Below are 24,670 nucleotides of genomic sequence, written 5' to 3'. Positions count from 1 at the left end.
TTCGATTTGCTTCTGCTTTATAGTACTTTGCTTAGAAAATCCTGTGTTCGGGCATGCTGCGGATTAGAAAAAATATCTTTTGGTTTTCCTTGCTCAACAATCATTCCGTCATCCATAAAAATCACTCGGTCAGCTACTTCACGGGCAAAGCCCATTTCATGCGTAACAACGACCATAGTCATACCGCCTTCAGCTAAGTTCTTCATTACAGCTAATACTTCGCCAACCATTTCTGGATCCAACGCTGAAGTCGGTTCATCAAACAACATGACGTCAGGTCCCATCGCAAGCGCACGAGCAATCGCTACCCGTTGCTGCTGACCACCAGATAATTGGACAGGAAAGCTGTCGCTTTTATCGCTTAGGCCAACTTTATTCAATAATTCTAAAGCATTTTTTTTGGCTTCTTCAGGATTTTGCCCTTTAACTTTAAGTGGACTGATGGTTAAATTTTCTACAATCGTTTTATGTGGAAATAAGTTGAAGCTTTGGAAAACCATTCCCATTTTTTGACGCAATTCATTGATGTCGGCATTCTTTTCTAACAGATTTTTACCTTCAAATTCAACGCTGCCCTCAGTTGGCTGCTCTAATAAATTTAAACAACGGAGGAAAGTACTTTTCCCGCTGCCAGAAGGGCCAATGATAACAACGACTTCACCAGTTTTGACTTCTAAATCAATGCCTTTTAATACTTCATTTTTACCAAAATTTTTCTTTAAGTTTTTAATATTAATCACTAGTATTCATGCCCCTTTCAGCAAAACCTAATAGACGAGATAAAGTAAAAGTCAAAATGAAATAAATGACCGAAGCAATCAAAATAGGTAAGAAGGGCTTGAAACTAGCACCGGTTACCACACCTGCTTGGAACATTAATTCAGATACTCCAATGACAGAAACAACAGAAGATTCTTTGATAACAGAGACAAATTCATTTCCTAACGCAGGTAAAATATTTTTAATGGCTTGTGGAAAAATAATATAGCGCATGGCTTGTGTATGGTTCATGCCTAGAGAACGAGCAGCTTCTAGTTGGCCTTTGTCCACAGCATTGATTCCAGAACGGATAATTTCGGCCACATAGGCACCGCTATTTAAAGCAATCGCGATACAACCAGCAGTGAATGCTGAAAGATCTAGACCTAGAAATGGCGAACCAAAGTAAACTAAGAAGATTTGAACTAAAAGCGGTGTGCCACGAACGTATTCAATATAAGCAACGGAAATAGCTTTTAAGGGAAGCTTCTTCGATAATTTCATTAAAGCCAGCGCACTGCCGATTATGGAACCGAAAAGTACCCCGATGAAGGCTAAGACTACTGTATAACCGGTTCCTTTAAGGTAATACGAACCGTATTTCTGGAAGAATGGACGATCGTCTCCCATATGAGTCGCAGCTTCTTCAATATAACCTGGTAAAAGATTTTCGTCACGAATGACTTTGATGGTTGAATTGATTTTTTCTAATAAATAAGGTGCTTCTTTAGAAATGGCGACAGCTGTTTGTTTATCCGCATCCTCAAATTGGACATCGGCAAACATAATATCATTATTTTGAGAAATATAAGCTTCCGCAACAGGTCCTTCTAAAATAATCGCATCAACTTTCTTTTGTTGCAGGTTAACGATAACGTCAGGTACTTTTTGAAGTGAGACAACAGTTGAACCGATTAGTTCGCTATGAGCTAATTCTTCTTGTGTGGATTGTTTTTGTGCACCTACTTTAACACCGTTGAAATCATCGACACTTGTAAAGCGATCTATATCGGTTTTCCGAACGACAACTCTTTGCTGTACATCCATATAGGCGTCAGAGAAGTTAACTTCTTTTAATCGTTCAGGTGTTGGCGACATTCCTGAAATAATAATATCGATTTTGCCAGTTTCCATAGCCCCTAACAAACCATCGAATCCTAATTCTTCAATTTTTAATTCTACGCCTAAATCATCAGCGATCTTTTGGGCAATTGAAATATCGAAGCCAGCGATTTTATCTTGCCCATCTACGGTAGCATGAAATTCATAAGGAGCATAATCGGCAGATAAACCAACAATCAACGAACCTCGTTCTTGAATTTTTTCGTAGACTGGATCAGTATCCGCTGCAGAAACGGATGTGAGAGGTACTAAAGTTAATAGTAGTGTCATAACAGAAAACAGGATAGCAACTAAGGTGTTTTTTTTATTTTTCATTTATCTTTCGCTCCCTTTTTTATCTTGTTTCATACTATAAATGAAAGTGTAATAATATGCAATATTTATTCTTAATAAACATTATTTATGCATGGTTAAATACAATTAGAACGATTGTATTGATGAGTTAAATATCTTAATAATGTTTTTATTTATGCATTGTTAGGTTTTTTTGTTTGGTTGAACTAAAAAAACACAAAATATAATATTCATTAAAATATTCATTTTAAAAAAGTTATTATTTAGAAAGACTCATTACTAGAAGCTTAAAAGAAATTAAAGGCTAAAAAACAGCTGAATAAAGGCAGCAACTATGAAAAAAATAGACGAATAATCAAGAAAGAAAAACCTTTCAGCACTTACCATTAGGCTGACAGGAGATTAATCACTCACATCCCATTATTATTGGACAAAGCAAAAAAAGCCTAAATTTACCAATATCCTTTACAATGGGATATATAATAGCAAAAACCGATGATAAAGGGATTTAACGTTAAAGAGAAAAAAGATGTGAGGAAGCGATGCAGATGAATAAAATTTTTTTCCTGAGATTAATATTAGCCAGTGTTCTCGGGGAGCTATTGGAATCAATCGTGAGTTGCGCGCAAAAGAAGCCGGTATAAGAACACATTTTTTAGTTTCATTAGGAAGCGCATTAATAATGATTATTTCTCAACATGGCTTTAATGATGTGATTGATTTAGCTGGGTATGAGCTGGATCCGGCTAGGGTTGCAACTCAAGTAGTAAGCGGAATCGGTTTTATTGGAGCTGGGATGATCATTATTCAAAAACACACGATCAAAGGACTGACAAGCGCAGCCGGAATATGGACAACAGCTGGAATTGGTTTGACAGTAGGCGGAGGTTTGTACTTTGTAGGAATCAGTGCGACTATTTTAATGCTTATCGGTTTTGAATTGACCACAATCATTTTCAAACAAATTGGCACAAAAACTACTGCTTTTGTCGTTTCGACAACCGAAAAAGAGGCGTTGCAAGAAGTCATCCAGCTGCTTCGAAAAAAGCACAAATATCTTCAAAAATATGAAGTGTCGGATAAAATGACTGGAGATGAAAAAGTATATTCTGCGACTTTTGAAGTGCGATCTAACAGTACGCGAGACGGAACGGTTTTGTTGGAAGAAATACAAGCTATTCCTCATGTGATCGTAGAAAAAGCTGATTTTACTGTAGGCGAGTAAGCCAATCTTTTGACAGAAAACCGGAACATCGATAAACTGAGCATAGTTTAAAAAGCAACTGTAAGCGTTTAATTCTGTTGAATAGGACGTGAATAGAAAGGAAGAGTGTAATGAAAAAAAGAAAATTTTTAATGGGGTTGGTCACTTTGACTACTCTAACCGTTTTATCTGCTTGTTCATCCGGAGACAATAATGAAAATTCTAGCAGCGAATCAAGTATCGATTCCATCATACCTTCAGTTTCTAGTGAAATGAGTGATGCTGATATGGAAAGTATGGAGAGCATGGAACATGAAGATTCAGGAGAAATTCCAGATGGACTAAAAGAAGCAGAAAACCCTAAATATAAAGTAGGCGATAAAGCGATTATTGAAACAACGCATATGGCCGGTATGAAAGACGCTGAAGCAACGATTGTAGGTGCATTTGACACAACAGCCTATGAAGTCACTTATACTCCGACCAATGGAGGCGAAAGAGTAGAAAACCATAAATGGGTCGTCCAAGAAGAAATTGCGGATGCAGGTCAAGAAATGTTGGAACCTGGCACTGAAGTAGAGTTGGAAGCGAATCATATGGAGGGCATGAAAGGCGCAACAGCAACTATTGAAGACGCAGAACAAACGACAGTTTATATGATCGATTATATGCCGAAAAACGGCGGAAAAGAAGTCAAGAATCATAAATGGGTGACAGAAAGCGAACTTTCGGAAAAATAAGGTTTCAATAAATTAAACGAAAAGAAAAAACCATTCCGATAGGGTTCAGAGAATACTGAGCTCCATCAAGAATGGTTTTTTTATAGAAAATTATAGTTAATTGTTTTTTTAATTTACTTCGTTTAGTTAGTCTCGTCTTAACGATTCAACTGGATCTAATTTCGCAGCCTTAGTAGCTGGCATGACACCGGCAATCATACTGATCACGATACTTAAAACAATTCCAGCAATAGCAAACGTAGGTGGCAATGTAACAATACTGACATCGAATAAGTTATTGGTGGCAATGTTGGTTACTAAAGCCAATAGAGCAGCGATACTAACACCAATTGCTCCACTGAATAAGCCAATCACAAATGATTCAGAAAAGTGATCTTCCGATTTTGTTTGAGGAGAGATGTCTTTTTCAGAAATATAATCCATAATAGAAGACATAATAAAACGGAAGGTAACAGGATTCGGCCAATCTTCGATTTGCCCATTTTTTTGTAATGATCCAATATGTTGAAAAGCGAGGTCAAGGTATTATTCGGTACCAACGCCAGCATTTTTTCCGCATGTCTTCATGATAGATGAGCTTGGTAAAGAAAATTTTTGTCATTTTATAGTGTTGATCGACTACTTGCAATCGGTCGTAAACGATGTAATGTATAAAATCTTTGAAACTGAGTTCTTTTAAATTAGGTTGTTCAGCTTCTGCTTTTTTGATCATTTCAGGTAAAACGTCGGTCATCATTAAAGGAATAACCGTTGCGTACAACAAAAATTTCTTTATTTCCAAAATGCTTGAAAATCGTACCTTCAGCCACATTAGCTTGTTTGGCGATTTCATTCGTAGATGTATTAGCAAATCCTTTTTGTGAAAAGAGATCGATACTGACTTTTAAAATTTGCTGTTGTTTTAAAGTCATTTTTTTATTATTGCTTACTTTCTGTTTGAACAATTCAATAAAAGAATCCATCGTTTGTGTCAACCGCTTTAATTGTAATTAATGATTCATCTCTTACATCCTACTCTATTAAGAATCGTAAATGCAAGAGGTTGGGACAAAAGTCCCAACCTCTTGCATTTACGAATATTTATTCTAGAACGTGTTCCAAAAAGCAGACCAGACGTCCACTTCACGAATAAGCGCAGTATGGTCTGTGACCATACTGCGCTTATTCGTTCCAGTTTCATTAGCCCTTGCAGCTTTAGCTGCTTAGGGATACGGTATGCGAAGTAGAAGATTCGGGTCTAAACGCTTTTAGTCTCACTCCCTTTAAAACGAAGCTATTCAGTTTGCTTTCTAACTAATTTTCTTCGAAATAATTATTTTCTATTAAAAAGTTTTCTGCAACAATAGAAGGTTCCGTTAAGTTGTTGTCTGCTTGATAATTCAAATTCTGCATAGTTTCTGTTGTGATCTTTCCAGTTAATTTCGATAATGTAGCTTTTAGTCCGGGATATTTGTTTAAAATCTCTTCTGTAGCAACTAGGCTGGCATCATAAGAGGGGAAGAACTGGTGATCATCTTCAAGAATCTGCAAATCGTAACTGCCGATTCGCCCATCTGTGGAATATCCTAAAACAACGTCCATCTCGCCAGCAGCCAGAGCATCATAAACCAATCCTATTTGCATCGGATAAACGCGTTTAAAGTCAAAGCCGTACTCTTTAATGAATGCAGGGTAACCATCTGCTTCTCGTTTCAGCCATGTGGCGTCGACAGCTGCTTCTAAGTCGCCTGCGACAGCTTCTAAATCACTTATAGTCGTTAAATCATACTTTTCAGCGGTTTCTTTAGTGACCATAAAAACGAAGTTGTTAGCAAATCCATAAGATGGAAAGTACACATGATGGTAACGTTCATAGAACTCTTTTTGAACTAATGCCATAGCTTTTTCAGGATCCTTTTCAGCAGGAAGTTGAAGCAGCCCGGTCACATCCGTTCCAGTATACCGCGGAGCAGCAATATCGACATCACCGCGTAATAAAGCATTGTGATTGATATTAGCAGAACCCAAATTGCTGACGATTTCAACGGGCAGGTCTAAATCATGCTCGATCATACCGCCTACAATACTTGCTAGGATTTGAGATTCTGATGTAACACCACCTGCTACTTTGATACTGTCTTTACCTGAACCAAGACCTGGTAAGGAACAGCCACTCAACACAAACAAAATTAAGACAAACAAACCAACGATTTTTAGTTTCATAGTTTAAACTCCTCCCAAAAATTCTTAACAAAATATTATGACTTTACAGCTTCTTAGACAAGCTCTATTCTTTCCAACCTTTTAAGTATACCATTTTTAGCCTGAAAGATAAAAAAATAGTTGCTACCTATGACATTCCACTTATAGGTCACTTCTGTTATGATGGTAATTAGCATAAAGTTTAAAGAGAAAGAGGATGAGAATGAAGCATTTAGTAGATTTGTTAAAAGGTATGGTTATTGGAGTAGCTAATATTATTCCAGGTGTAAGTGGAGGAACGATGGCCGTTTCATTAGGCATTTATGATCGTCTGATTTCCTCGATCAGTCATTTATTTAAAGATTGGAAAGATAGTTTGAAAACCTTGCTTCCGATTTTAGCAGGAGCAGGAATTGGAGTTGTTGCGTTTACCTATACAATTGAATTTTTATTGAGTACCTATACGTTGCCGACCGCTTTAGCTTTTGTAGGATTGATTTTAGGCGGCGTTCCGATTTTATGGCAATCGTTTCAAGAAGGTCTAAAAAAGCACAATCAAACCTTCTCACTTACCCACGGTTTGGCTTTTGTTCTTATGTTTGCGGTAGTTACAGTCCTGCCATTACTGCAAGGGTCGGAAGCTTCTTTTACAGCCATTCAATTAAATCCTTTAAGTTTGCTCAAATTATTTGTTATAGGGATCATTGCATCTGCAACGATGGTGGTACCAGGGATGAGCGGCTCGTTAGTTTTGATGGTCTTAGGTTATTACTATTCGATCATCAATACAATCACAAGTTTCTTAACGGCTTTACGGACAGGTAATATGGATTTGATTCTGCCGAGTTTCATTGTTCTGTTTATTTTCGGAATAGGTGTTTTGATTGGGATATTTTTGATCAGTAAAGCGATAGAGTTTTTATTTGAAAACTATAGCGCGTTAACGTATAGCGGAATTCTAGGTTTGGTATTGGCTTCGCCATTTGCTATCTTGTACAATACACATGCACTGAATGATTTACAGGGTTCCGATGCATTACCGTTTGCTTTGGTGGGTATAGTGCTATTGGTTGTTTGTTTTTACGGAATTTACCAATTAAGCAAAAAAGAAGCTCGTTAAACAAAAACATTCATTTAATACAGCAGAACCAATGATATGACACATTGGCTCTGCTTTTTTTCTGGCTAACAGTCTTCTCAAAATCTTTTTTATGTTAAAGTTAAAAGAAAAAGAACGGTTTATCCAAACATAAAAGAATTTCGTTCAAAAAAAGAGGAGGTCTACAATGCAAAGCAATCAAAACAGAATCAAAACATTTCTCGAAGATTTAAGTTTGTTTACTGCAACACCGGGAACAGGGACCACGCGGTTAACGTATAGTCCTGAAGATCAATTAGCTAGAACCTATCTGAAAGAACAGATGAAACAAGTGGGTTTAAAAGTTCGGGAAGATGCGGTTGGCAATATTTATGGTCGGTTGGAAGGGAAAGATGCATCTTTGCCAGCGGTTATTGTCGGTTCGCATTTTGATAGCGTACCCAATGGCGGTGCATTTGATGGTCCAGCTGGTGTTGTGACCGGATTGGAAGTTGCGGCTTTATTCCAAGAAAATCAACTACAACCGGTCTATCCATTGGAAATTATAGCAATGGTTGAAGAAGAAGGTTCCCGTTTTGGGTCTGGTTTATTAGGTTCCCGAATGCTTGCCGGTCAAGTTTCAGCAGAAAGTTTGATCAGTATGAAAGACGCTTCTGGAGTTTCAGTGAATGAAGCCATGCTTGCATTAGGCTTTAACGGCAATCAATTACCCGAAGCAAGACGGACAGGCAAAGATGTTAAAGCGTTCATTGAATTGCATATTGAGCAAGGGCCTGTTTTAGAAGATGCTGGTGAAGATGTAGGGATCGTAGAGACGATCGTCGGAATGACGGAACTTAAAGTCACCATCACTGGGCGAGCAGGACATGCTGGAACGACACCAATGGATGCTAGACGAGATGCGTTGGCTGCAGCGGTTCAGATACTAGCAGATTTGCCCCAGTTAGCAATAGAGGCTGAAGAAGCTACTGTACTGACAGTTGGCAAATTAACGGTTTACCCGAACGGTGCAAATGTGATTCCGAATATTGTTGTATTCACTGTAGACATCCGCTCTAAATCAGAAGCGTGTGTTCAAGCCGTTGACCAACAAGTTAGAACCATCATTCAAACAAAAACTCCCATGGGGATAACGGCTGAAATCGAAGAGATGTTGTATCAACAGCCGGTTCAATTGTCTGGAAAAATTCACCAGCAATTAACGGCCAATTCGGAGGCATTAGGATTAAAATCACGGTCGATGGTTAGTGGTGCTGGACACGATGCTATGGTTTTTGCCGGGTTTACAGAAGTTGGATTAGTATTTGTTCCAAGTAAAGACGGTTTAAGTCATACACCTGAAGAGTGGACCGATTATGAACAAGTACAAAAAGGTATTGAAGTGGTCTATGAAACAGTTAAACAGTTGACAGAAGCGGAAATTTAAAAACACCCTAGAAAGCCCGTCTCAGCAATAGACACTGAGACGGGCTTTTGGTCTTATAATTTAAAAACAAAATCAGATAACATCAGTATCAGCGGCATAGTAATAATAGAGAGCGAAGTAGACAAAATGACTAATCGCGCTCCATACTCATAATCACCGCCGTAAATTTGTGAGAAAAGTGCAGTATTAACGGCTATCGGCGCACAGGAAGCAATGGATAAGACCATCAAAATCAAATAATCGTCAATGGGCAGCAGCCAAAGAATGCCTAATCCAACGATTGGCAAAATCACTAAGCGTAAGAGACTCACCCAATAGGCTTTTAATGAAGTGAAAACCTCGAGCAATTTACTGCGGGCTACGTAACTCCCTAATAAAACCATCGCTAAAGGTGTGTTCAAATTTCCTATCGTGTACAATGCTTCAGAAACGACAAAAGGCAATTTTATTTGTAAGACATAGAGCGTTAAGCCGATAATAGCTCCAATCGTTGCAGGATTAAAGATAGCTTTTCGTGGTGTAATCAGGTTGCGGTCTCCTGACAGAGTATAAATGCCATACGTCCACTGAGAGAGAGTTGTTGCAGTCATATAAGCGGTCATATAAAAAACACCTTCGTAGCCAAGAACAGCCATAACCAAGGGAATACCAACGAAAGCTGAATTCGAAAAAATAGCAGCATAACGGTCAATTCGCTCCTCTTTTTTTAAAACAAGTCGATTGACTGCGATTCTTGATCCAATTAAGAGAAAGCCAGTCCCCATGGTGATGAAGAGCCCTTTTAGTTGTTCCCACTCGTAGTCTTGTTGAAAAGACATGATCAGAATGGTGGGAGTTATGTAGGTTGTTAGCATACTAGCGATTTGTTTGGTTCCTGAAGTATCTAAGACCTCTTTTTTTACCAGCAGGTACCCAAATAAAATCAGTAGGAACATAATGCCTAATTGTTCTGAAATGATGCCGGAAACATTCACTTATTTTTCACATCCAGTCTTTGAAAAGTTACATAGTACTAGTATACATGATTCTTATTTTAAAAGAGTAAGAAAAAACCAATCGTTTGAACTACAAAACAAACAATGGTTTTCAGCAATATACTGAAAACCATTGTTACAGTAAAGGGTTCTTAGATTGATAACATTAATGGTTGCGGACTGGAATCAATTTTTTAGTGTGTACAAGACGGAAGAAATAAGAAGCAATGAAGAGTGGGAAAACTAAACTAAGAGTGAAAATGAATTTTAACAATAACATTGCATTCAAAGTAGTCATCATTGATCATCCTTTCTACGGCAGTACATCAAGTTTAAATCAAACGACAGTTGACAGAAGCAAGATTCTTTATAGGTTAATTATGTTGTTTAAACAAAGAATAATCAAACGATATGCAAAGCGGACCAAGAAAACCAAAAATCAAAAAATAGGTTCCTGGTCTTTATCTAAATGCAGATTCAATTGCCAATTGACACCGTATTTATCGGCGATCCAGCCGAATTTTTTTGCATACGGCAAAGGAGCAAGAGGCATCATCACAGTGCCGTTGTGTTTCAGTTTAGTAAAAGTCGTTTCCAGCTCTTCTTCGTTAGCACAAGTGACGAACAAAGACATAGCCGGTGAAAAGTGATGAGTATCTCCATTTGTATTATCGATGGCCATAATTTGCTGTCCTTTAATAGAAAAAATAGCGTGAAGCACAATACCGTCATTTTCTTTCATAGAAATCAGGTTGAAATCTTTGAAGACAGAGGAATAAAAGGTTAAAGCTTCTTTTGCATCGCCATTAAACATGAGAAATGGAAAAACAGATTGAGTCATAGAAATCGCTCCTTTTGATAGTAGTACCTTTATTTTCTCTCGAATAAAAAACAGAGTCAATTTTTAACACTTTAAAAAGAAAACTAAATTTCTGTCACGAGTTATTAAGAACTTCTGTCTCTTCCAATAGATTGTTTTCTTTAGTTGAAAGCGTTATAATAAAAATGAAAGAGAATAGACCAAAGAACTGGAGTGGTTGAATGTATCAAGCAGCAGAAGATCGTTACAACAATATGATTTACAATCGTGTAGGGAACAGTGGATTAAAATTGCCAGCATTGTCTTTAGGAATGTGGCACAATTTCGGTGACGTGGATTTATTTGAAAACAGCCGTAAAATGATTCACCGTGCATTCGACTTGGGAATCACGCATTTTGACTTAGCCAATAACTACGGTCCTCCAGCGGGCAGTGCCGAAGAAAATTTTGGCCGTATTTTAAAGAAAGATTTGCTTCCATACCGTGATGAACTGATCATCTCAAGTAAGGCTGGTTATTATATGTGGCCAGGTCCTTATGGCGAGTTTGGTTCTAAAAAGAATTTGACGGCTAGTATTGATCAAAGTTTGACACGGATGGGATTAGATTATGTTGATATTTTTTATTCTCACCGTCCAGACCCGGATACACCTTTTGAAGAAACAGCGCAAGCATTGGACTTAATGGTTCGCCAAGGCAAAGCCTTATATATTGGAATCTCTAATTATTCTGCCGAACAAACAGCTGAAATTTCAAAAATTTTCAAAGAATTAAAAACGCCATTCATTATTCACCAACCCTCTTACAGTATGTATAACCGTTGGATAGAAGATGGTTTACAAGACGTTTTACAAGAAAACCAATTAGGGTCCATTGCGTTTAGTCCTTTAGCGCAAGGTATGTTGACAGACCGTTATTTGAACGGTATTCCGAAAGATTCACGAGCTGGTCGGACAACGAGTCAATTCTTAGATGAAGAAAAAGTGAAAGCTACGTTAGAGCAATCAAGAGCGCTAAATGAAGTTGCGAAACGCCGCGGTCAGACATTAGCTGAAATGGCTGTATCTTGGATTTTAAGAGATGGCAAAGTTACGAGCGTTTTGATTGGAGCCAGCAAAGTAAGCCAAATCGAAGATAATGTAAAAGCATTAGATAACCTTGATTTTTCTCTTTCAGAATTAGCAGAAATTGAAAAGATTTTGAAACGTTAGTCAAGTGAACTTTTAATTGGGCCTTTTTGTTCTAGATAACAATAGAATAAGAGGGTTCAATTTTATGGAGAGGTGTTTTAAATGAACTTTAAACGAATTCATCATGTCGCTATCATTGCTTCTGATTATCAAAAATCTAAAGACTTCTATACCAATATTTTGGGATTGGAAATTATTCAAGAAAATTACCGTCCTGAAAGAGACTCTTATAAATTAGATTTAAAAATTGGCGAAAGTGAAATTGAGTTATTTTCTTTTCCTGACCCGCCAGAACGTCCCTCTATGCCGGAAGCTGCTGGCCTGAGACATTTGTGTTTTTACGTTAACGATATTGATGAAGCAGTAGCTGAATTAAACCAAAAAGGAGTCGAAACTGAGCCGATTCGCCGAGACGAATATACAGGCGGGTATTTTACTTTTTTTAAAGATCCAGACGACTTGCCGATCGAGCTACATGAGTAACTTTTGTATAAAAGCGTGAGATACGTTAAAATGAGGATTGTAGGCAATAAAATAAGAGATAGGAGTTTTTGTTAAATGGCTAAAAAAATGTTGCACACTTGTGTGCGTGTAAGAGACTTAGACAAATCGATGGATTTCTATACGTCTGTTTTAGGGTTTAAAGAAGTTCGTCGCTTGGATTATCCAGAGTTTAAATTCACATTGGTTTATCTAGCTATCGAAGAAGGCGGCTATGAATTAGAGTTGACTTATAACTATGGTCAAACAGAACCATATGACTTAGGAAACGGTTATGGTCACATTGCTGTTGGTGTGGATGACTTAAAAGCAACACACGAAGAATATACAGCATTGAAGTGCGACATGACAGATATAAAAGGTTTATCTGACGGCGCAGCAAGTTACTTTTTTGTGATGGACCCAGATGGATATAAAATTGAAGTTATTCAAAACTAAAAAAGTTAAAAAGAAAAAACAGTCCATTTTTATGGTCTGTTTTTTCTTTTTAAGAAGCTATTTTTCGGATCCGAATTGTTCAATTAAATGCATCAAGTTTTTGCTGTGCCAAGGAGTAGCGGCATATTCTTGTGGAATAAAATAATGTTCTGCAGGTTTTTGAGTGTTTTTATAATCCACAATCAATTCATTATCAGCTGCCGGCTTTTCAAACCGTATTTTTTCAATCTCACTTAAAGGAATTTGATTGTAAACTCCTTCTTTTAATGAATCAGTTTTTGTATCTAAGGGCATGAGTACGAGTTCATGTTTAGAAAAGTTAATGCAATAGGGTTTGTTTTTCTCCATTCCAAGTAACTTTTTAAACCAATTTTTTTTAGTGGGCAGTTTTTCAGCAAAGATTGTTTGTCCAGGTATGGCTTCTAAACCATGCCGTTTTAAATAATCCAAAATAGTCTTTTCGTTCATATTGTGATGCCTCCTCTTGCTATCTGACGTCACGGTTGAATAAGAAAACCCTAGACTAAGTATAGAGCAGAAAAATAGTAAATACCAATAAAACGCATATCAAAAGGAATAAAAAGATAGAATGTAAGGGTTTTACTTTTGTCTAGCTTTTTTTAAAAGAATAGCTTATTCTTATAGAGAGGAGTGTGACAAAATGACATTATTGACAATCGATATTGGCGGAACGTCTATCAAATATGGCGTTTGGGAAAATGAAGAGTTAAGCCATAAAGGCAATTTAAAGACGCCAGCTACTTGGGAAGAAATGAAAAGCAGTTTAATAAGAATCAAAGAGACAGCAGAAGAAACGTTTACGATCGATGGAGTGGCGTTTAGTTCTCCTGGGGCAGTGAACCAAGAAAAACGCATTATTGAAGGTGCGAGTGCTCTGCCTTATTTACATAACTTTCCAATCTATGATGAACTGGAAACCGTTCTTAACTGTCCCGTAACTTTTGAAAACGATGCCAATTGTGCCGCTTTAGCCGAAATTTGGAAAGGGGCGGCTAAAGGATTAAAAAATGTCTTATTTGTTGTGGTCGGAACAGGAATCGGCGGAGCGGTGATCGTAGACGGTCAAATTCAACACGGCAAGCACCTATTCGGCGGGGAATTTGGGTTTATGTTAATGACAGAAAATGAAACATTCAGTACTTTAGCGACAGCTGTTAATATGGCTAAACGTTATGCGAAAAGAAAAGGCTACGAACCTGAAACGATTTCAGGAAAAAAAATGTTTCAACTTGCAGATGAAGGCGACCAGATAGCGCAAGAGGAAGCAGCGACCTTCTATACCTATTTAGCCCGTGGTATTTATAACTTGCAATATAGCTTTGACCCAGAAGTTATTTTAATTGGAGGCGGAATTTCAAATAAGGCTGGTTTAGTAGAAAAGTTAGAAGAAGAATTTGAAAAAATTTTAGAAACAGTTAAAATTGCACCATTCAAACCATTGATTAAAACCTGTGAGTTCAAGAATGATGCAAATTTAATTGGCGCAGTAGCTAATTATTTACAGTAAGCGAAAAAACAGTCAGAAGGGTGTATTACATGGAACTAAAGAAAGAAGCGACCATTTTATTTATTGGAGACAGTATAACCGATGCAAATCGCAGACGTGAAGATCCAACAGATTTAGGCTGCGGTTATCCTTTACTGGTAGCGGCTGCTTTATTGGAACGTTATCCTGAATTAAATCTGTCGCTAGTAAATCGCGGTATAGGCGGCAATAAAATCACTGATTTGGCAAACCGGTGGGAAGAGGATTGTTTAGCTCTGGATCCTGATATTGTCTCGATTTTGATTGGGATCAATGATACCTGGCATAATGTGGGAACGGAAGCGTTTGGAACACAAGAGTCTATCGATAGATTTGAATTCTACTACCGTATCTTATTACAAACTGTTAAAGAACGAACCAACGCCCAAATTATCTTAATGGAACCTTTTGTTTTACCGCATCCCATAGATAGAAAGGAATGGCGGATAGATTTAAATTCAAGAATTCAAGTTATTCGCAAACTAGCAAAAGAATATGAAACAGATTTTGTGGCATTAGATGAGAGACTGAATGCGCTGGGGATGAAACAAAGTTATGCTTATTGGACTGGTCAAGATGGCGTTCATCCAACGCTAGCAGGACATGCAGTCATTGCAAAAGCCTGGTTAGAACAACTTGAGAATTAATAGTTCGAAATATTTTGAGAGTTTTTTTTATTTTGTGCTTTTCGGCTACGCCCGAAAAGGTCCGTCTTGATTGGATTGGTGGAGCAATTCTTGTTAAGGACCCTATCAAGGATGGAATAACTGACTTAAGGTCCTTAAAACCAGGATATGGACCTTAACTAGTAGGGAAAACATTGGATAAGGTCCGCAAACTCCTTTTGAGTACTGTAGGATTTTAAATTCACATTTTTAATAAAGAGGTATAAGAAAGAATTTTTTGAAAAAAATTTATCCGCACATTTATTCCTTCTAATTCTATAAAATTTTCTATTGCAGTACGATCCTAAATAACACTCGATATATAAGGGGGATTTGACAAAGCAACAAGCTTCTATGAGCTTTTGAAGTGCTTTTTTGTATTCAAGGTCTCTCCTTGTTAGAACAACTTGGAAATCATTTTAAAAAAAATCAATAAGACTTGTAAATAAAGATATCCTGTGGTATAGTACTATACATGCGATGAGTTGACTCTGACCAGGTGACTTCGGTCATTTCGCTGCGGCGACTAGTGGTTAGAATTAGACAAGGCACACCGTACTTAGGTACAACTGCGAGATGCAGGTGTTTGGACCCCTCTGTTTTGTGGAATTCATGGGACCTATTTATGAAAATAAATATTGTCGGAAAAGGTACTGGCTTTTGTCAGTGCCTTTTTTTTTGCGATAAAAATAACGGTTGCAATTAATGTTATTGCGAAATGAATTAAAGAGCAAGTTTAAGGCAATCATAAAAGAGTAGGAAAACCCTTCTTTTGATTGAAAACCATTCGTTGCAATTTGTGATCCACAAGGTAAAATAAAGAGAACAGTATCTGTTATCTTGAAGGGAGTACAAAAGTTGGAAACAAATGCATTAGGAGTTATTTGGTCATTGGTGTATGTGAGCGTCATCTTAAGCGGCGTTTCGCTGATGCAAAAAAAATGGCACTTGAAAGAAGAAAGTTCACGCAAACTTATCCATATCCTATTAGGGAATTTGGTTTTTATTGCATTGTATTATTTTACGTCGCCTATAGCAGCAGCAATCGTTCCTATGCTAGCGATCATAATGAATTACCTGTCTGTTGAAAAAGGTTTGATCAAGGCCATGGAACGGTCAGAAAATAAAACATTTGGAACGGTCTGGTACGCAGTATCTTTGTTGCTGCTTATTAGCAGCGCTTTGTATTTGGATAAGCCTTATTTAGCTTTAGGCGGAATCTTGAGTATGGCTTATGGTGATGGTTTAGCAGCAGTCGTAGGAACAAAATGGGGCAAAATTAAATTACCCGCTAAATTTGGCGACAAAACACTAGAAGGTTCAGTAACAGTTTTTAGTGTAGTAGCCGTCATTACTGGTTTTCTTGCTTATATCTATTTACCGGTTCCTTTCATTCTGGTTGGAGTGGCGGCTGGCTTTTGCGGCATGCTTTTAGAGTTATTTACGACTAGGGGTTACGACAATTTAAGTTTTCCAATTGGAATAGCCGTTTTATTGTATTTATTTAGTTTTCCGCTGCTGACCGGTATGATTGTTAACAGTGTTTTGACTGTATTCATTCTATTTGTAGCTTGGTTAGTCGATGCACTAACGGCCAGATCTTGTCTAACAGCTTATCTAGTCGGAACAGTGTTGTATGTGTTCGGCGGGTGGACGGTTTATTCAGCAATGATCCTTTTTGCGGGTCTCGGAAGTGGTTTGAGCAAACTTGGCATAGAGCAAAAAGTTGCAGCGACTCAGTTACACGAACGAAAAGGCACACGTGGTTCTGTACAAGTGATTGCGAATGCTCTTCCAGCTGTTCTTTTTGTACTTATTGCCTGCTTAACTCAAAATGATGCGTTTAAATTGGCAGCGTTGGTTAGTTTTGCTGCAGCTAGTGCCGATACCTTTTCTTCAGAGGTAGGCATGCTGAGCAGCAAGCCGCCGATTTCGATTTTAACGTTGAAGACTTTACAAACAGGGTTGTCTGGCGGAATAAGTGTGTTGGGTCTGCTTAGTGGTATCGTAGGTTCAGGTATAATCGCTTTATTAGCTTTAGGTCAGTATTCTGTCCGAATTTTTTTGATGGTGTGGTTATTCGGTTTTATTGGAACAGTGATAGACAGTGTATTTGGCAGTACTTTGCAAGCCAAATATAAAAGTGCCAGTGGGATAACAGAACGCAAAACTCAAAATGGTCAACTGCTCGAACAGGTTTCCGGCTTAGGGTTTATTACCAACGATGTGGTTAACTTTGTGACCGTAATGGTGACGGGACTTTTATTTGTCTTATTTGTTTGAGTAGTTGCGTTCCATTAACAAGGATGTGTTAAAATAAAAGCAGTTAATGAAAAATGAGGAACCAATAGAAAGTAGGGAAAACGATGAATGTGATCGATTTGCATTGTGATGCATTATTAAAACTACAAGAAGCTAAAGGACAACTAAGTTTTAAAGATTCAAAAGAATTGAATGTCAACCTAAGCCGTCTAAAAGAAGGAAAAGTAAAAATCCAAGCTTTTGCTATTTTTCTTGATCCCGCTATTGTCGTAGAAGAAAAGTACGCAGCAGCTTTGGAACAAATCACTTATTATCAAGAAGAAGTATTAGCTAAGAATCCTGAAATGAAACAAATCAAGCAATGGGAAGATATACATACTCTGCAAGAAAGCGAAATTGGTTCCTTTTTAACGTTAGAAGGAGTTGAAGCGATTGGAAATGATTTGACAAAGCTAGACCACTTGTTAGATTTAGGGGTGTTATCCGTAGGGCTGACATGGAATCCTGCTAACTTAGCCGCAGACGGTATTCAAGAACCAAGAGGCGGGGGGTTAACATCTTTTGGTTTTGAAATCGTTAAACGCTTAAATGAACGAAAAGTCTTTACGGATGTGGCTCATTTAAGTGTCAAGGGTTTTTGGGACGTCATGGAAGCAGCGAAATATCCGATTGCGACACATTCCAATGTGTTGCGTTTATGCCGCCACGTTAGAAATTTAAACGACGATCAAATCAAAGCTTTGGTTAAAAGAGATGCCATGATACACGTCGTTTACAATCCGCCTTTTACAGTTGACGAAGGAGAATTAAAAGGAGCCGCGATACCGGACCTAGTGCGTCATATTGAGGCATTAGTGGATTTAGGAGCGGTTGCTAACATCGGTTTTGGATCTGACTTTGATGGAATCAGTTCGCATATTGAAGGATTGACACATGCAGGCGAAGTACAAAACTTGATTTTGGCTTTGTGCGAAACATTCACTAAAGAAGAAGTTGCAGGTTTTACCGGCCGAAATTTTTTAGAACATTTGCCTAAATAATGAACTGCTGGACTGAACTAGTTGTGATAGTTAAAACAACTGGTTCTTTTTTATCAAAATTATACTGATTTCATAAAGAATGAATTAGAACAAACTTTCACATGGCTGCTTTCTTATCCTTGAATTAATCCTTTTTTTGGCGTATGCTACTAAAAGAGCTGAAAAGAAATAAAGTAGGTGAGGAAGGTTATATGAAACAATTAAAAAAATACAGTTTGATCATCATTGGCTTGGCGTCATTTGTTCTTGGAGCTATTGGCTCGTTCTTACCGTTACTGCCTACTACGCCGTTCTTGCTATTAGCACTTTACTGTTTTACTCGGAGCTCAGAAAAGTTCAACTGGTGGTTGAAATCAACAAAACTTTACCAAAATTATGTGGGGGAATATTTAGAGCACCGCTCTATCTCAATTGATAAAAAAATAAAGATGTTGATCAGCATTTATATTATGGTAGGAATATCTATTTATTTTGTTCCTATTTTATTGATTAAAGTGATGTTGGGCCTGATGCTTGTTACTCAAACCGTTGTTTTATTATTCTTTGTTAAAACAAGAAAAATCAATGAAAACGAATAAATAAAAGGCTCAGTAAGGGTTATTCCCTTTGCTGAGCCTTTTTTAATTTTTTGTTGTTAATAGCCCATCGGCAATTGTTTTTGTAATTCTTGCAGTTCTAACTTCCGGACATCTCGAGGTAAGAACCGGCGAATATCTTCTTCGTTAAACCCGACTTGCAGCCTTTTTTCATCGATTAAGATGGGGCGGCGAATTAAACCTGGGTTTTTCAGAATCAATTCGAGCAATTCTTGTAAAGGCATCTCCTCTAAAGAAATATTTAAACTTTGAAAGACTTGCGAACGAAAAGAAATAATTTCTTCCGTACCATTTTCAGTCAGCCTTAGAATTGATTTAAGTTCAGCGATCGATAACGGTTCATTGAAGATATTCTTTTCTAAGTAATCTATGTGGTTTGCTTCCAACCATGCACGCGCTTTTCGGCAAGACGCACAACTTGGGGATGTATATAAAGTAATCATTTTTATGTCCTCCTTATTAAGTCAAAACAGATGTTGAGCTAAGCAAGTGGAGCGAAGAAGAAAGGATTAAGTAAACCCTTACAATTAATAGTATAAACTAAAAAAAAAAAAATACAATAGGTTTTGCCACATTTCGGCCACAATTTTAAACATTTATCCTAAAAAGAAACATTTGCCACGAACGCAATCTAGTTTCGTTAACTAGTTTGCATAGTTATGTGTTCTATGATAAAATAAAAAAACAAAGAACGTTGCTCTCGAAAGAAGCGCGTTGGAATCAAATGACAGGGAACGGAGGAAGCAAGATGAAAAAAAATGAAGTTTTTTCTAAACGATACTTAATCACAAATGAAGTTCTAAACGCGGTCACTCATGGTATTGGTGTCGGATTGAGTATCGCTGGATTAATCGTCTTACTCTTAAAAGGGGCGCAAACAGGTTCCACGTTGGAGATAGTATCCTATAGTATTTTTGGTGCTTCTTTGATTTTGCTGTACTTATGTTCGACCCTTTACCACAGTTTGATTTTCACGCGCGCCCGAAAATTATTTAAAATTTTTGACCATAGCAGTATCTATGTCTTGATTGCTGGAAGTTATACACCGTTGTGTTTGATCACAATAGGCGGCGCAAAAGGCTGGGCATTATTCTATGTCGTATGGGTCATTGCTATCTTAGGAATTATTTACAAGAGTCTTTGGATTGAAAAGTTTAAAAATTTATCGACAGTGTTGTATATTGGCATGGGTTGGTTGTGTATGGTAGCGATCAAAGAACTTTATGCGGGATTAGGCACGAATGGCTTTGGCCTATTGTTAGCTGGCGGATTGGCTTTTACCATTGGAGCAGCTTTCTACAGCATGCGTTCCGTAAAATTTATGCATGTTTTATGGCATTTGTTTGTAATGACCGGAACTGGATTTATGTATTTTGCAATCTTGTTATATACCTAAACAATAAAAAAACTAAAAAATGATCAACTCAAGTTCCTACATAAAAGAGAAAGGAGCTTGAGTTTTTTTGTCGGTTGGTTTATCTAAATTCTTTCATAAAGTAAGTACTTTAAAATTGACAGTCATAATTTAGAAAGCTAAGCTAAAACTATATGCTGTTAGGTTAGAAAAAGGAATGTTAAGCTCATAAAAGGAGGGTCTTTATGAAAAAGAAGTTGAGGGTTACCAGTTTTTTGATGATGGGGATTTTTATGTTAGCAGCTTGCGGCAATGGGGAAAGTTCAACAGGTTCAGATACTGCTGAAGTTCCGCAAAAAATGGTCGCAACGGCTACAGGAGAATTAGCTACATTAGATAGTGCTTTGTATAGCGATGTTACGAGTTCTGATGCTATTGGGCAAATTTTTGAAGGGCTGTATCGGATTGATGGCAAAAATAATCCCGAGCTAGGATTAGCTGAAAGTGAACCGGATGTAAGTGAAGATGGCAAAACGTATACATTTAAGTTGAGAGAGGCTGTGTGGTCAAATGGAGATGCTGTTACAGCAGAAGACTTTGTTTATGCTTTTCAAAAAGTCGTTGATCCTGAAAATGGTTCACCTAGTTCAAATCAAATGGATATCTTTAAAAATGCTGCAGCTATCCGTAATGGAGAAATGGCTTTAGAGGAATTAGGGGTAAAAGCAGTAGATGAAAAAACACTGGAGTTAACTTTAGAAAACCCGATTACTTATCTGCCAAAATTATTAACAGGCACCCCGTTTTTCCCGCAAAATAAAAATTTTGCTGGCGATCAAGGACAACAGTATGGAACGCATAGCGATAAAGTCGTCACGAATGGACCTTTTACCATTTCCAAATGGAACGGAACCAATTTGAACTGGACCTTTACCAAAAACCCTGAGTATTGGGATGCCGAAAACGTTAAAATGGAACAAATCGATGTTGAAGTTATTAAAGAAACCAGTACCGGCGTGAATTTGTTTGATAGCGGAGATGTTCAATACACCACGTTAGCCAATGAATATGCCAAACAGTACCAAGATTCACCGGATTATCATGATCAATTAAAGTTTTTATACGGATACGTTTCATACAATGAAAAGCGCGAGACCACTGGAAATGTGCACTTGCGAAGAGCTTTATCTTTAGCAGTCGATAAAGAAGTCTTTACCAATACTGTTTTGAATGATGGTTCTCAACCGTTAAATGGAATCATACCAGCGGGTTATGCCAGCAATCCCGAAACCGATGAAGATTTTCGTGCTGAAAACGGGGATTTTTTAGCCTACGATGTTGAAGCCGCACAAGCTGAATGGGAAACAGCAAAAAAAGAGTTGGGACAGACAGAAATACAATTGGAATTATTAACATCGGACACAGAAGCATCTAAAAAAACTGGCGAATTTTTACAAGCACAATTCGAACAGAATCTGCCAGGTTTATCCATTAGTTTGCGAAATGTGCCGTTAAAAAATCGTTTGAATTTAACCGAACAAGGCGAATTTGATATGGCCTTTTCAACTTGGACACCTGATTATGAAGACCCTATTAACTTTTTAGAAATTTATCAATCTACCGGCGGTTTAAATACAAGTGGATATGTGAGTGAAGCCTACGATCAAGGCATTAATGAGGTCAAATCTACATTAGCCATCGACCCATTAAAGCGTTGGGAAAAAATGTTGGAATTAGAAAAATTATTGATCGAGCAAGATGCCGTGATCACGCCTATTTATCAAGGAGCCCAAGCGTACTTATTAGCGCCAGAAGTCAAAGACTTGTTGGTTTTGCCGTTAGGACGTACGGTTTCTTATCGCTTAGTCTCAATCGAGGAATAAACTGAAAAGTATGTTTGGATAAGAAGAGAGAGAAAACAGCTTGTTTTCTTTCTTTTTTTCTCTTAGAAAATATTTTCTTTTTAAATGTATTGACGAAAACATTTTCATGAAGTAGAATAAAGCAACAGAAATGAAAATGTTAAAGGAGCGAAAAAAATGAAAACATTCTTTGAAAAAGCACAACAATTTGGAAAATCATTTATGTTACCGATTGCAATTTTACCAGCAGCAGGTTTGTTGCTTGGAATTGGTGGCGCTTTATCAAACCCGAACACCGTTAGTGCTTATCCGGTTTTAGATGTGAGTTGGCTGCAAGCTATTTTTACAGTCATGAGCAGTGCCGGAAATATCGTCTTTGCTAATTTACCTGTCATCTTTGCAGTCGGTGTCGCTATTGGACTAGCTCGTAATGATAAAGGGACAGCTGCGTTGGCTGCTTTGATTGGTTATCTAGTGATGCATTCAACAACGAATGCTATTCTAGGGCTTACGGGTCAGTTGGTTACGGAAGATTTGGCAGCTGTTGGTCAAGGAGTTACACTAGGAATTCAAACTCTTGAGTCTGGTGTTTTTGGTGGTTTAGTAGTAGGGATCATGGCTTCTTGGTTACACAATCGCTATTATAAAATTGAGTTGCCGCAGTACCTCGGTTTCTTTGGAGGCTCACGGTTTATTCCGATCGTCACTTCTTTTGGGGCTATCATTTTAGGCACGATCATGTATTTTGTATGGCCTTTCTTCCAAGGAATCATTTTTAGTATCGGAGACGTTGTTAACGCGACAGGTTACCTTGGAACTTTTTTCTACGGTTTTATCTTACGGCTTTTAGGACCTTTTGGACTACACCATATTTTCTACTTGCCTTTCTGGCAAACCGCTTTAGGTGGAACATTAGAAGTTGGTGGCCATCTAGTTCAAGGAACACAAAATATCTTCTTCGCTCAATTGGCGGATCCTTCAACAATACAATTCTTTGAAGGAACTTCACGTTTCATGTCTGGCCGTTTTATCACAATGATGTTTGGTTTGGTAGGAGCTGCTTATGCGATTTACAAAACCGCTAAACCTGAAAATAAAAAAGTTGTCGGCGGGTTGATGTTATCTGCAGCTTTGACTTCTTTCTTAACCGGGATCACTGAACCGCTTGAGTTCTCGTTTTTATTTATCGCACCTCCGTTATACGTTGTACATGCATTTTTTGATGGTTTAGCTTTCATGTTAGCTCACATTTTCGAAATCACCATTGGACAAACATTCTCTGGCGGATTTATTGACTTTATGCTTTTTGGGGTCTTGCAAGGAAATGCCAAAACACATTGGATGTATGTTATCGTTATTGGGATCGTTTGGTTCTTCTTGTATTACTTTACCTTCAAGTTCTTGATTTTAAAATTCAATTTCAAAACGCCTGGACGGACAGATAAACTAGAAGTAGCTGAAAGCAAAGAAAAGCCAGAAGGACGAGCACTTAATATCATCAACGCTTTAGGCGGAGAAGAGAACTTAGTCAATGTAGATAACTGTGCTACTCGTTTACGTGTCACAGTTAAAGATGGGACAAAAGTTAACGAGGCTCAGTTGCAGGAAACCGGCAGCAAAGGCGTCGTGATCAAAGGAAATGGAGTTCAAGTTATTTATGGCCCGCAAGTGACGGTCATCAAAAATGAAGTAACCGAATTATTAGGAGATGAATAAGTAAATGAATATGTTAGAACAAGTAAAATCAAAATTAATCGTTTCATGTCAAGCTTTAGCACACGAACCATTGCACAGTTCATATATTATGGGCCGCATGGCAGTAGCTGTTGAAGAAGGCGGCGCTAGCGGTATCCGTGCCAATTCAAAAGAAGATATCATTGAAATCAAAAAAAATACGAAATTGCCTATCGTTGGAATCGTAAAACGCGATTATGAAGATTCAGAAATTTTCATTACCGCAACAATGAAAGAAATAGACGAGTTAGCGGAAACGGGTTGTGAAATGATTGCGCTGGATGCAACTTGCCGCAAACGTCCCCATGATGAAAAGTTATCAGATTTTGTTCAAAACATTCGTGTAAAATATCCAGATGTTTTATTGATGGCAGATATTTCAACGATCGAAGAAGCTGTTGAGGCAGAAAAATTAGGTTTCGATTGTGTTTCAACGACTTTGATGGGTTATACAAAAGAATCAGAAGGCCACAATATCGCTGATGAAGACTTTGCCAGACTAAAAGAAATTTTAAAAACAGTCAAAATTCCGGTAATTGCAGAAGGACATGTGGATACTCCTGAAAAAGCAAAACGTTGCCAAGAATTAGGCGTTTATTCAATGGTGGTCGGAAGTGCTATCACAAGACCACAATTGATCACAAAAGCATTTGTAGACAAAATGAACAGTTAATAAATAAGCTCACAGCTAGAAGTCAAAACCGACTTCTAGCTGTGAGTTTATTTAGTTGTAAAGAGACGGATTTTTTAAATTGTTTTTTGGTCTTTTTTAAGTGAATGTGCAGACAGCTTCAAGAAATATCTAGAAAAACTGTTGCAAACTATTTGAACAAGTCATAAATTAAGGAAAGATGGCCCATTTT

At 37.7% G+C, this 24,670-nt stretch carries 25 protein-coding genes; 16 read left to right on the top strand and 9 right to left on the bottom strand.

Annotated features, from left to right (window positions below; all coding sequences use genetic code 11):
• Positions 1–17: 17 nt before the first annotated feature.
• Positions 18–740, bottom strand: coding sequence for an amino acid ABC transporter ATP-binding protein (locus JHE06_RS09385; RefSeq protein WP_201088605.1), 723 nt, complete (start codon positions 738–740; stop codon positions 18–20).
• A complete protein-coding gene (locus tag JHE06_RS09380) occupies positions 733–2,196 on the bottom strand; it encodes an ABC transporter substrate-binding protein/permease (protein WP_201088604.1) in 1,464 nt (487 codons plus the stop codon). Before JHE06_RS09380 ends, JHE06_RS09385 begins: the two co-directional genes overlap by 8 nt.
• A gap of 598 nt (positions 2,197–2,794) precedes the next feature.
• On the opposite strand from JHE06_RS09380, the gene JHE06_RS09375 reads away from it, so the two are divergent.
• Positions 2,795–3,400 carry an MgtC/SapB family protein gene (locus JHE06_RS09375; RefSeq protein WP_236253497.1) on the top strand — a complete coding sequence of 202 codons (606 nt, stop codon included), beginning with the start codon at positions 2,795–2,797 and terminating at the stop codon, positions 3,398–3,400.
• Positions 3,401–3,510: 110 nt separating this feature from the next.
• A complete protein-coding gene (locus JHE06_RS09370; RefSeq protein WP_201088603.1) occupies positions 3,511–4,119 on the top strand; it encodes a YdhK family protein in 609 nt (202 codons plus the stop codon).
• Between the two features lie 126 nt (positions 4,120–4,245).
• On the opposite strand, the gene JHE06_RS09365 is transcribed toward JHE06_RS09370, so the two are convergent.
• The 3 genes from JHE06_RS09365 to JHE06_RS09355 all read right to left on the bottom strand — a co-directional run bounded on the left by JHE06_RS09365 (position 4,246) and on the right by JHE06_RS09355 (position 6,321).
• Complete coding sequence (locus tag JHE06_RS09365) at positions 4,246–4,542, bottom strand: ABC transporter permease (protein ID WP_201088602.1); 297 nt, start codon at positions 4,540–4,542, stop codon at positions 4,246–4,248.
• A 290-nt stretch (positions 4,543–4,832) separates the two neighbouring features.
• Positions 4,833–5,093, bottom strand: a complete 261-nt coding sequence (locus JHE06_RS09360) for a helix-turn-helix domain-containing protein (protein ID WP_236253496.1) — start codon at positions 5,091–5,093, stop codon at positions 4,833–4,835.
• Between the two features lie 319 nt (positions 5,094–5,412).
• Positions 5,413–6,321, bottom strand: a complete 909-nt coding sequence (locus JHE06_RS09355; RefSeq protein ID WP_201088601.1) for an osmoprotectant ABC transporter substrate-binding protein — start codon at positions 6,319–6,321, stop codon at positions 5,413–5,415.
• Positions 6,322–6,523: 202 nt separating this feature from the next.
• On the opposite strand from JHE06_RS09355, the gene JHE06_RS09350 reads away from it, so the two are divergent.
• The gene (locus JHE06_RS09350) at positions 6,524–7,420 is read left to right on the top strand and encodes a DUF368 domain-containing protein (protein ID WP_201088600.1); all 897 of its coding nucleotides are present in this window, start codon (positions 6,524–6,526) and stop codon (positions 7,418–7,420) included.
• A gap of 166 nt (positions 7,421–7,586) precedes the next feature.
• Positions 7,587–8,825 carry a Zn-dependent hydrolase gene (locus JHE06_RS09345; protein ID WP_201088599.1) on the top strand — a complete coding sequence of 413 codons (1,239 nt, stop codon included), beginning with the start codon at positions 7,587–7,589 and terminating at the stop codon, positions 8,823–8,825.
• Positions 8,826–8,878: 53 nt separating this feature from the next.
• Here JHE06_RS09345 and JHE06_RS09340 read toward each other — a convergent pair whose 3' ends face one another.
• Both JHE06_RS09340 and JHE06_RS09335 read right to left on the bottom strand, forming a co-directional pair.
• Positions 8,879–9,799, bottom strand: coding sequence for an AEC family transporter (locus JHE06_RS09340; RefSeq protein ID WP_201088598.1), 921 nt, complete (start codon positions 9,797–9,799; stop codon positions 8,879–8,881).
• A gap of 439 nt (positions 9,800–10,238) precedes the next feature.
• Complete coding sequence (locus JHE06_RS09335; protein WP_058919080.1) at positions 10,239–10,640, bottom strand: VOC family protein; 402 nt, start codon at positions 10,638–10,640, stop codon at positions 10,239–10,241.
• Between the two features lie 200 nt (positions 10,641–10,840).
• Here JHE06_RS09335 and mgrA point away from each other — a divergent pair, with 200 nt between their 5' ends.
• The 3 genes from mgrA (at position 10,841) to gloA (ending at position 12,748) form a co-directional block, all read left to right on the top strand.
• Complete coding sequence (gene mgrA / locus JHE06_RS09330; RefSeq protein WP_201088597.1) at positions 10,841–11,830, top strand: L-glyceraldehyde 3-phosphate reductase; 990 nt, start codon at positions 10,841–10,843, stop codon at positions 11,828–11,830.
• A gap of 81 nt (positions 11,831–11,911) precedes the next feature.
• Positions 11,912–12,292 (top strand): SMU1112c/YaeR family gloxylase I-like metalloprotein, encoded by a 381-nt coding sequence (gene gloA2, locus JHE06_RS09325; protein WP_058919078.1) that lies wholly within the window; start codon positions 11,912–11,914, stop codon positions 12,290–12,292.
• Positions 12,293–12,367: 75 nt separating this feature from the next.
• A complete protein-coding gene (gloA, locus tag JHE06_RS09320) occupies positions 12,368–12,748 on the top strand; it encodes a lactoylglutathione lyase (RefSeq protein ID WP_058919077.1) in 381 nt (126 codons plus the stop codon).
• Between the two features lie 57 nt (positions 12,749–12,805).
• Here the strand turns inward: gloA and JHE06_RS09315 are convergent, their stop codons facing one another.
• Positions 12,806–13,216: a hypothetical protein gene (locus JHE06_RS09315; protein WP_201088596.1), complete on the bottom strand. Its 411-nt coding sequence runs from the start codon at positions 13,214–13,216 to the stop codon at positions 12,806–12,808.
• 193 nt (positions 13,217–13,409) lie between these two features.
• Here JHE06_RS09315 and JHE06_RS09310 point away from each other — a divergent pair, with 193 nt between their 5' ends.
• From JHE06_RS09310 to JHE06_RS09290, 5 genes are all read left to right on the top strand, one after another.
• Positions 13,410–14,276: an ROK family protein gene (locus tag JHE06_RS09310; RefSeq protein WP_201088595.1), complete on the top strand. Its 867-nt coding sequence runs from the start codon at positions 13,410–13,412 to the stop codon at positions 14,274–14,276.
• 29 nt (positions 14,277–14,305) lie between these two features.
• Entirely contained in the window at positions 14,306–14,941 is a 636-nt protein-coding gene (locus JHE06_RS09305) for an SGNH/GDSL hydrolase family protein (RefSeq protein WP_201088594.1), read from the top strand.
• Between the two features lie 876 nt (positions 14,942–15,817).
• Complete coding sequence (locus tag JHE06_RS09300; RefSeq protein WP_201088593.1) at positions 15,818–17,242, top strand: DUF92 domain-containing protein; 1,425 nt, start codon at positions 15,818–15,820, stop codon at positions 17,240–17,242.
• Positions 17,243–17,325: 83 nt separating this feature from the next.
• Complete coding sequence (locus JHE06_RS09295) at positions 17,326–18,261, top strand: dipeptidase (protein ID WP_058919073.1); 936 nt, start codon at positions 17,326–17,328, stop codon at positions 18,259–18,261.
• A gap of 191 nt (positions 18,262–18,452) precedes the next feature.
• A complete protein-coding gene (locus tag JHE06_RS09290) occupies positions 18,453–18,839 on the top strand; it encodes a YbaN family protein (protein WP_058919072.1) in 387 nt (128 codons plus the stop codon).
• Between the two features lie 56 nt (positions 18,840–18,895).
• On the opposite strand, the gene spxA is transcribed toward JHE06_RS09290, so the two are convergent.
• Entirely contained in the window at positions 18,896–19,300 is a 405-nt protein-coding gene (spxA, locus tag JHE06_RS09285) for a transcriptional regulator SpxA (RefSeq protein WP_058919071.1), read from the bottom strand.
• A 305-nt stretch (positions 19,301–19,605) separates the two neighbouring features.
• Here spxA and trhA point away from each other — a divergent pair, with 305 nt between their 5' ends.
• The 4 genes from trhA to JHE06_RS09265 all read left to right on the top strand — a co-directional run bounded on the left by trhA (position 19,606) and on the right by JHE06_RS09265 (position 24,480).
• Positions 19,606–20,253, top strand: coding sequence for a PAQR family membrane homeostasis protein TrhA (gene trhA, locus JHE06_RS09280; protein WP_058919070.1), 648 nt, complete (start codon positions 19,606–19,608; stop codon positions 20,251–20,253).
• 203 nt (positions 20,254–20,456) lie between these two features.
• Complete coding sequence (locus tag JHE06_RS09275; protein ID WP_201088592.1) at positions 20,457–22,094, top strand: peptide ABC transporter substrate-binding protein; 1,638 nt, start codon at positions 20,457–20,459, stop codon at positions 22,092–22,094.
• Positions 22,095–22,250: 156 nt separating this feature from the next.
• Positions 22,251–23,789 carry a maltose/glucose-specific PTS transporter subunit IIC gene (locus tag JHE06_RS09270; RefSeq protein WP_201088591.1) on the top strand — a complete coding sequence of 513 codons (1,539 nt, stop codon included), beginning with the start codon at positions 22,251–22,253 and terminating at the stop codon, positions 23,787–23,789.
• 4 nt (positions 23,790–23,793) lie between these two features.
• Positions 23,794–24,480 carry an N-acetylmannosamine-6-phosphate 2-epimerase gene (locus tag JHE06_RS09265; protein WP_201088590.1) on the top strand — a complete coding sequence of 229 codons (687 nt, stop codon included), beginning with the start codon at positions 23,794–23,796 and terminating at the stop codon, positions 24,478–24,480.
• The last annotated feature ends 190 nt before the right edge of the window (positions 24,481–24,670 follow it).

This window comes from Carnobacterium sp. CS13 (genome assembly GCF_016653495.1).
Taxonomy (GTDB): Bacteria; Bacillota; Bacilli; order Lactobacillales; family Carnobacteriaceae; genus Carnobacterium_A; species Carnobacterium_A antarcticum.
This window is presented reverse-complemented; position numbering and strand designations above follow the sequence as displayed.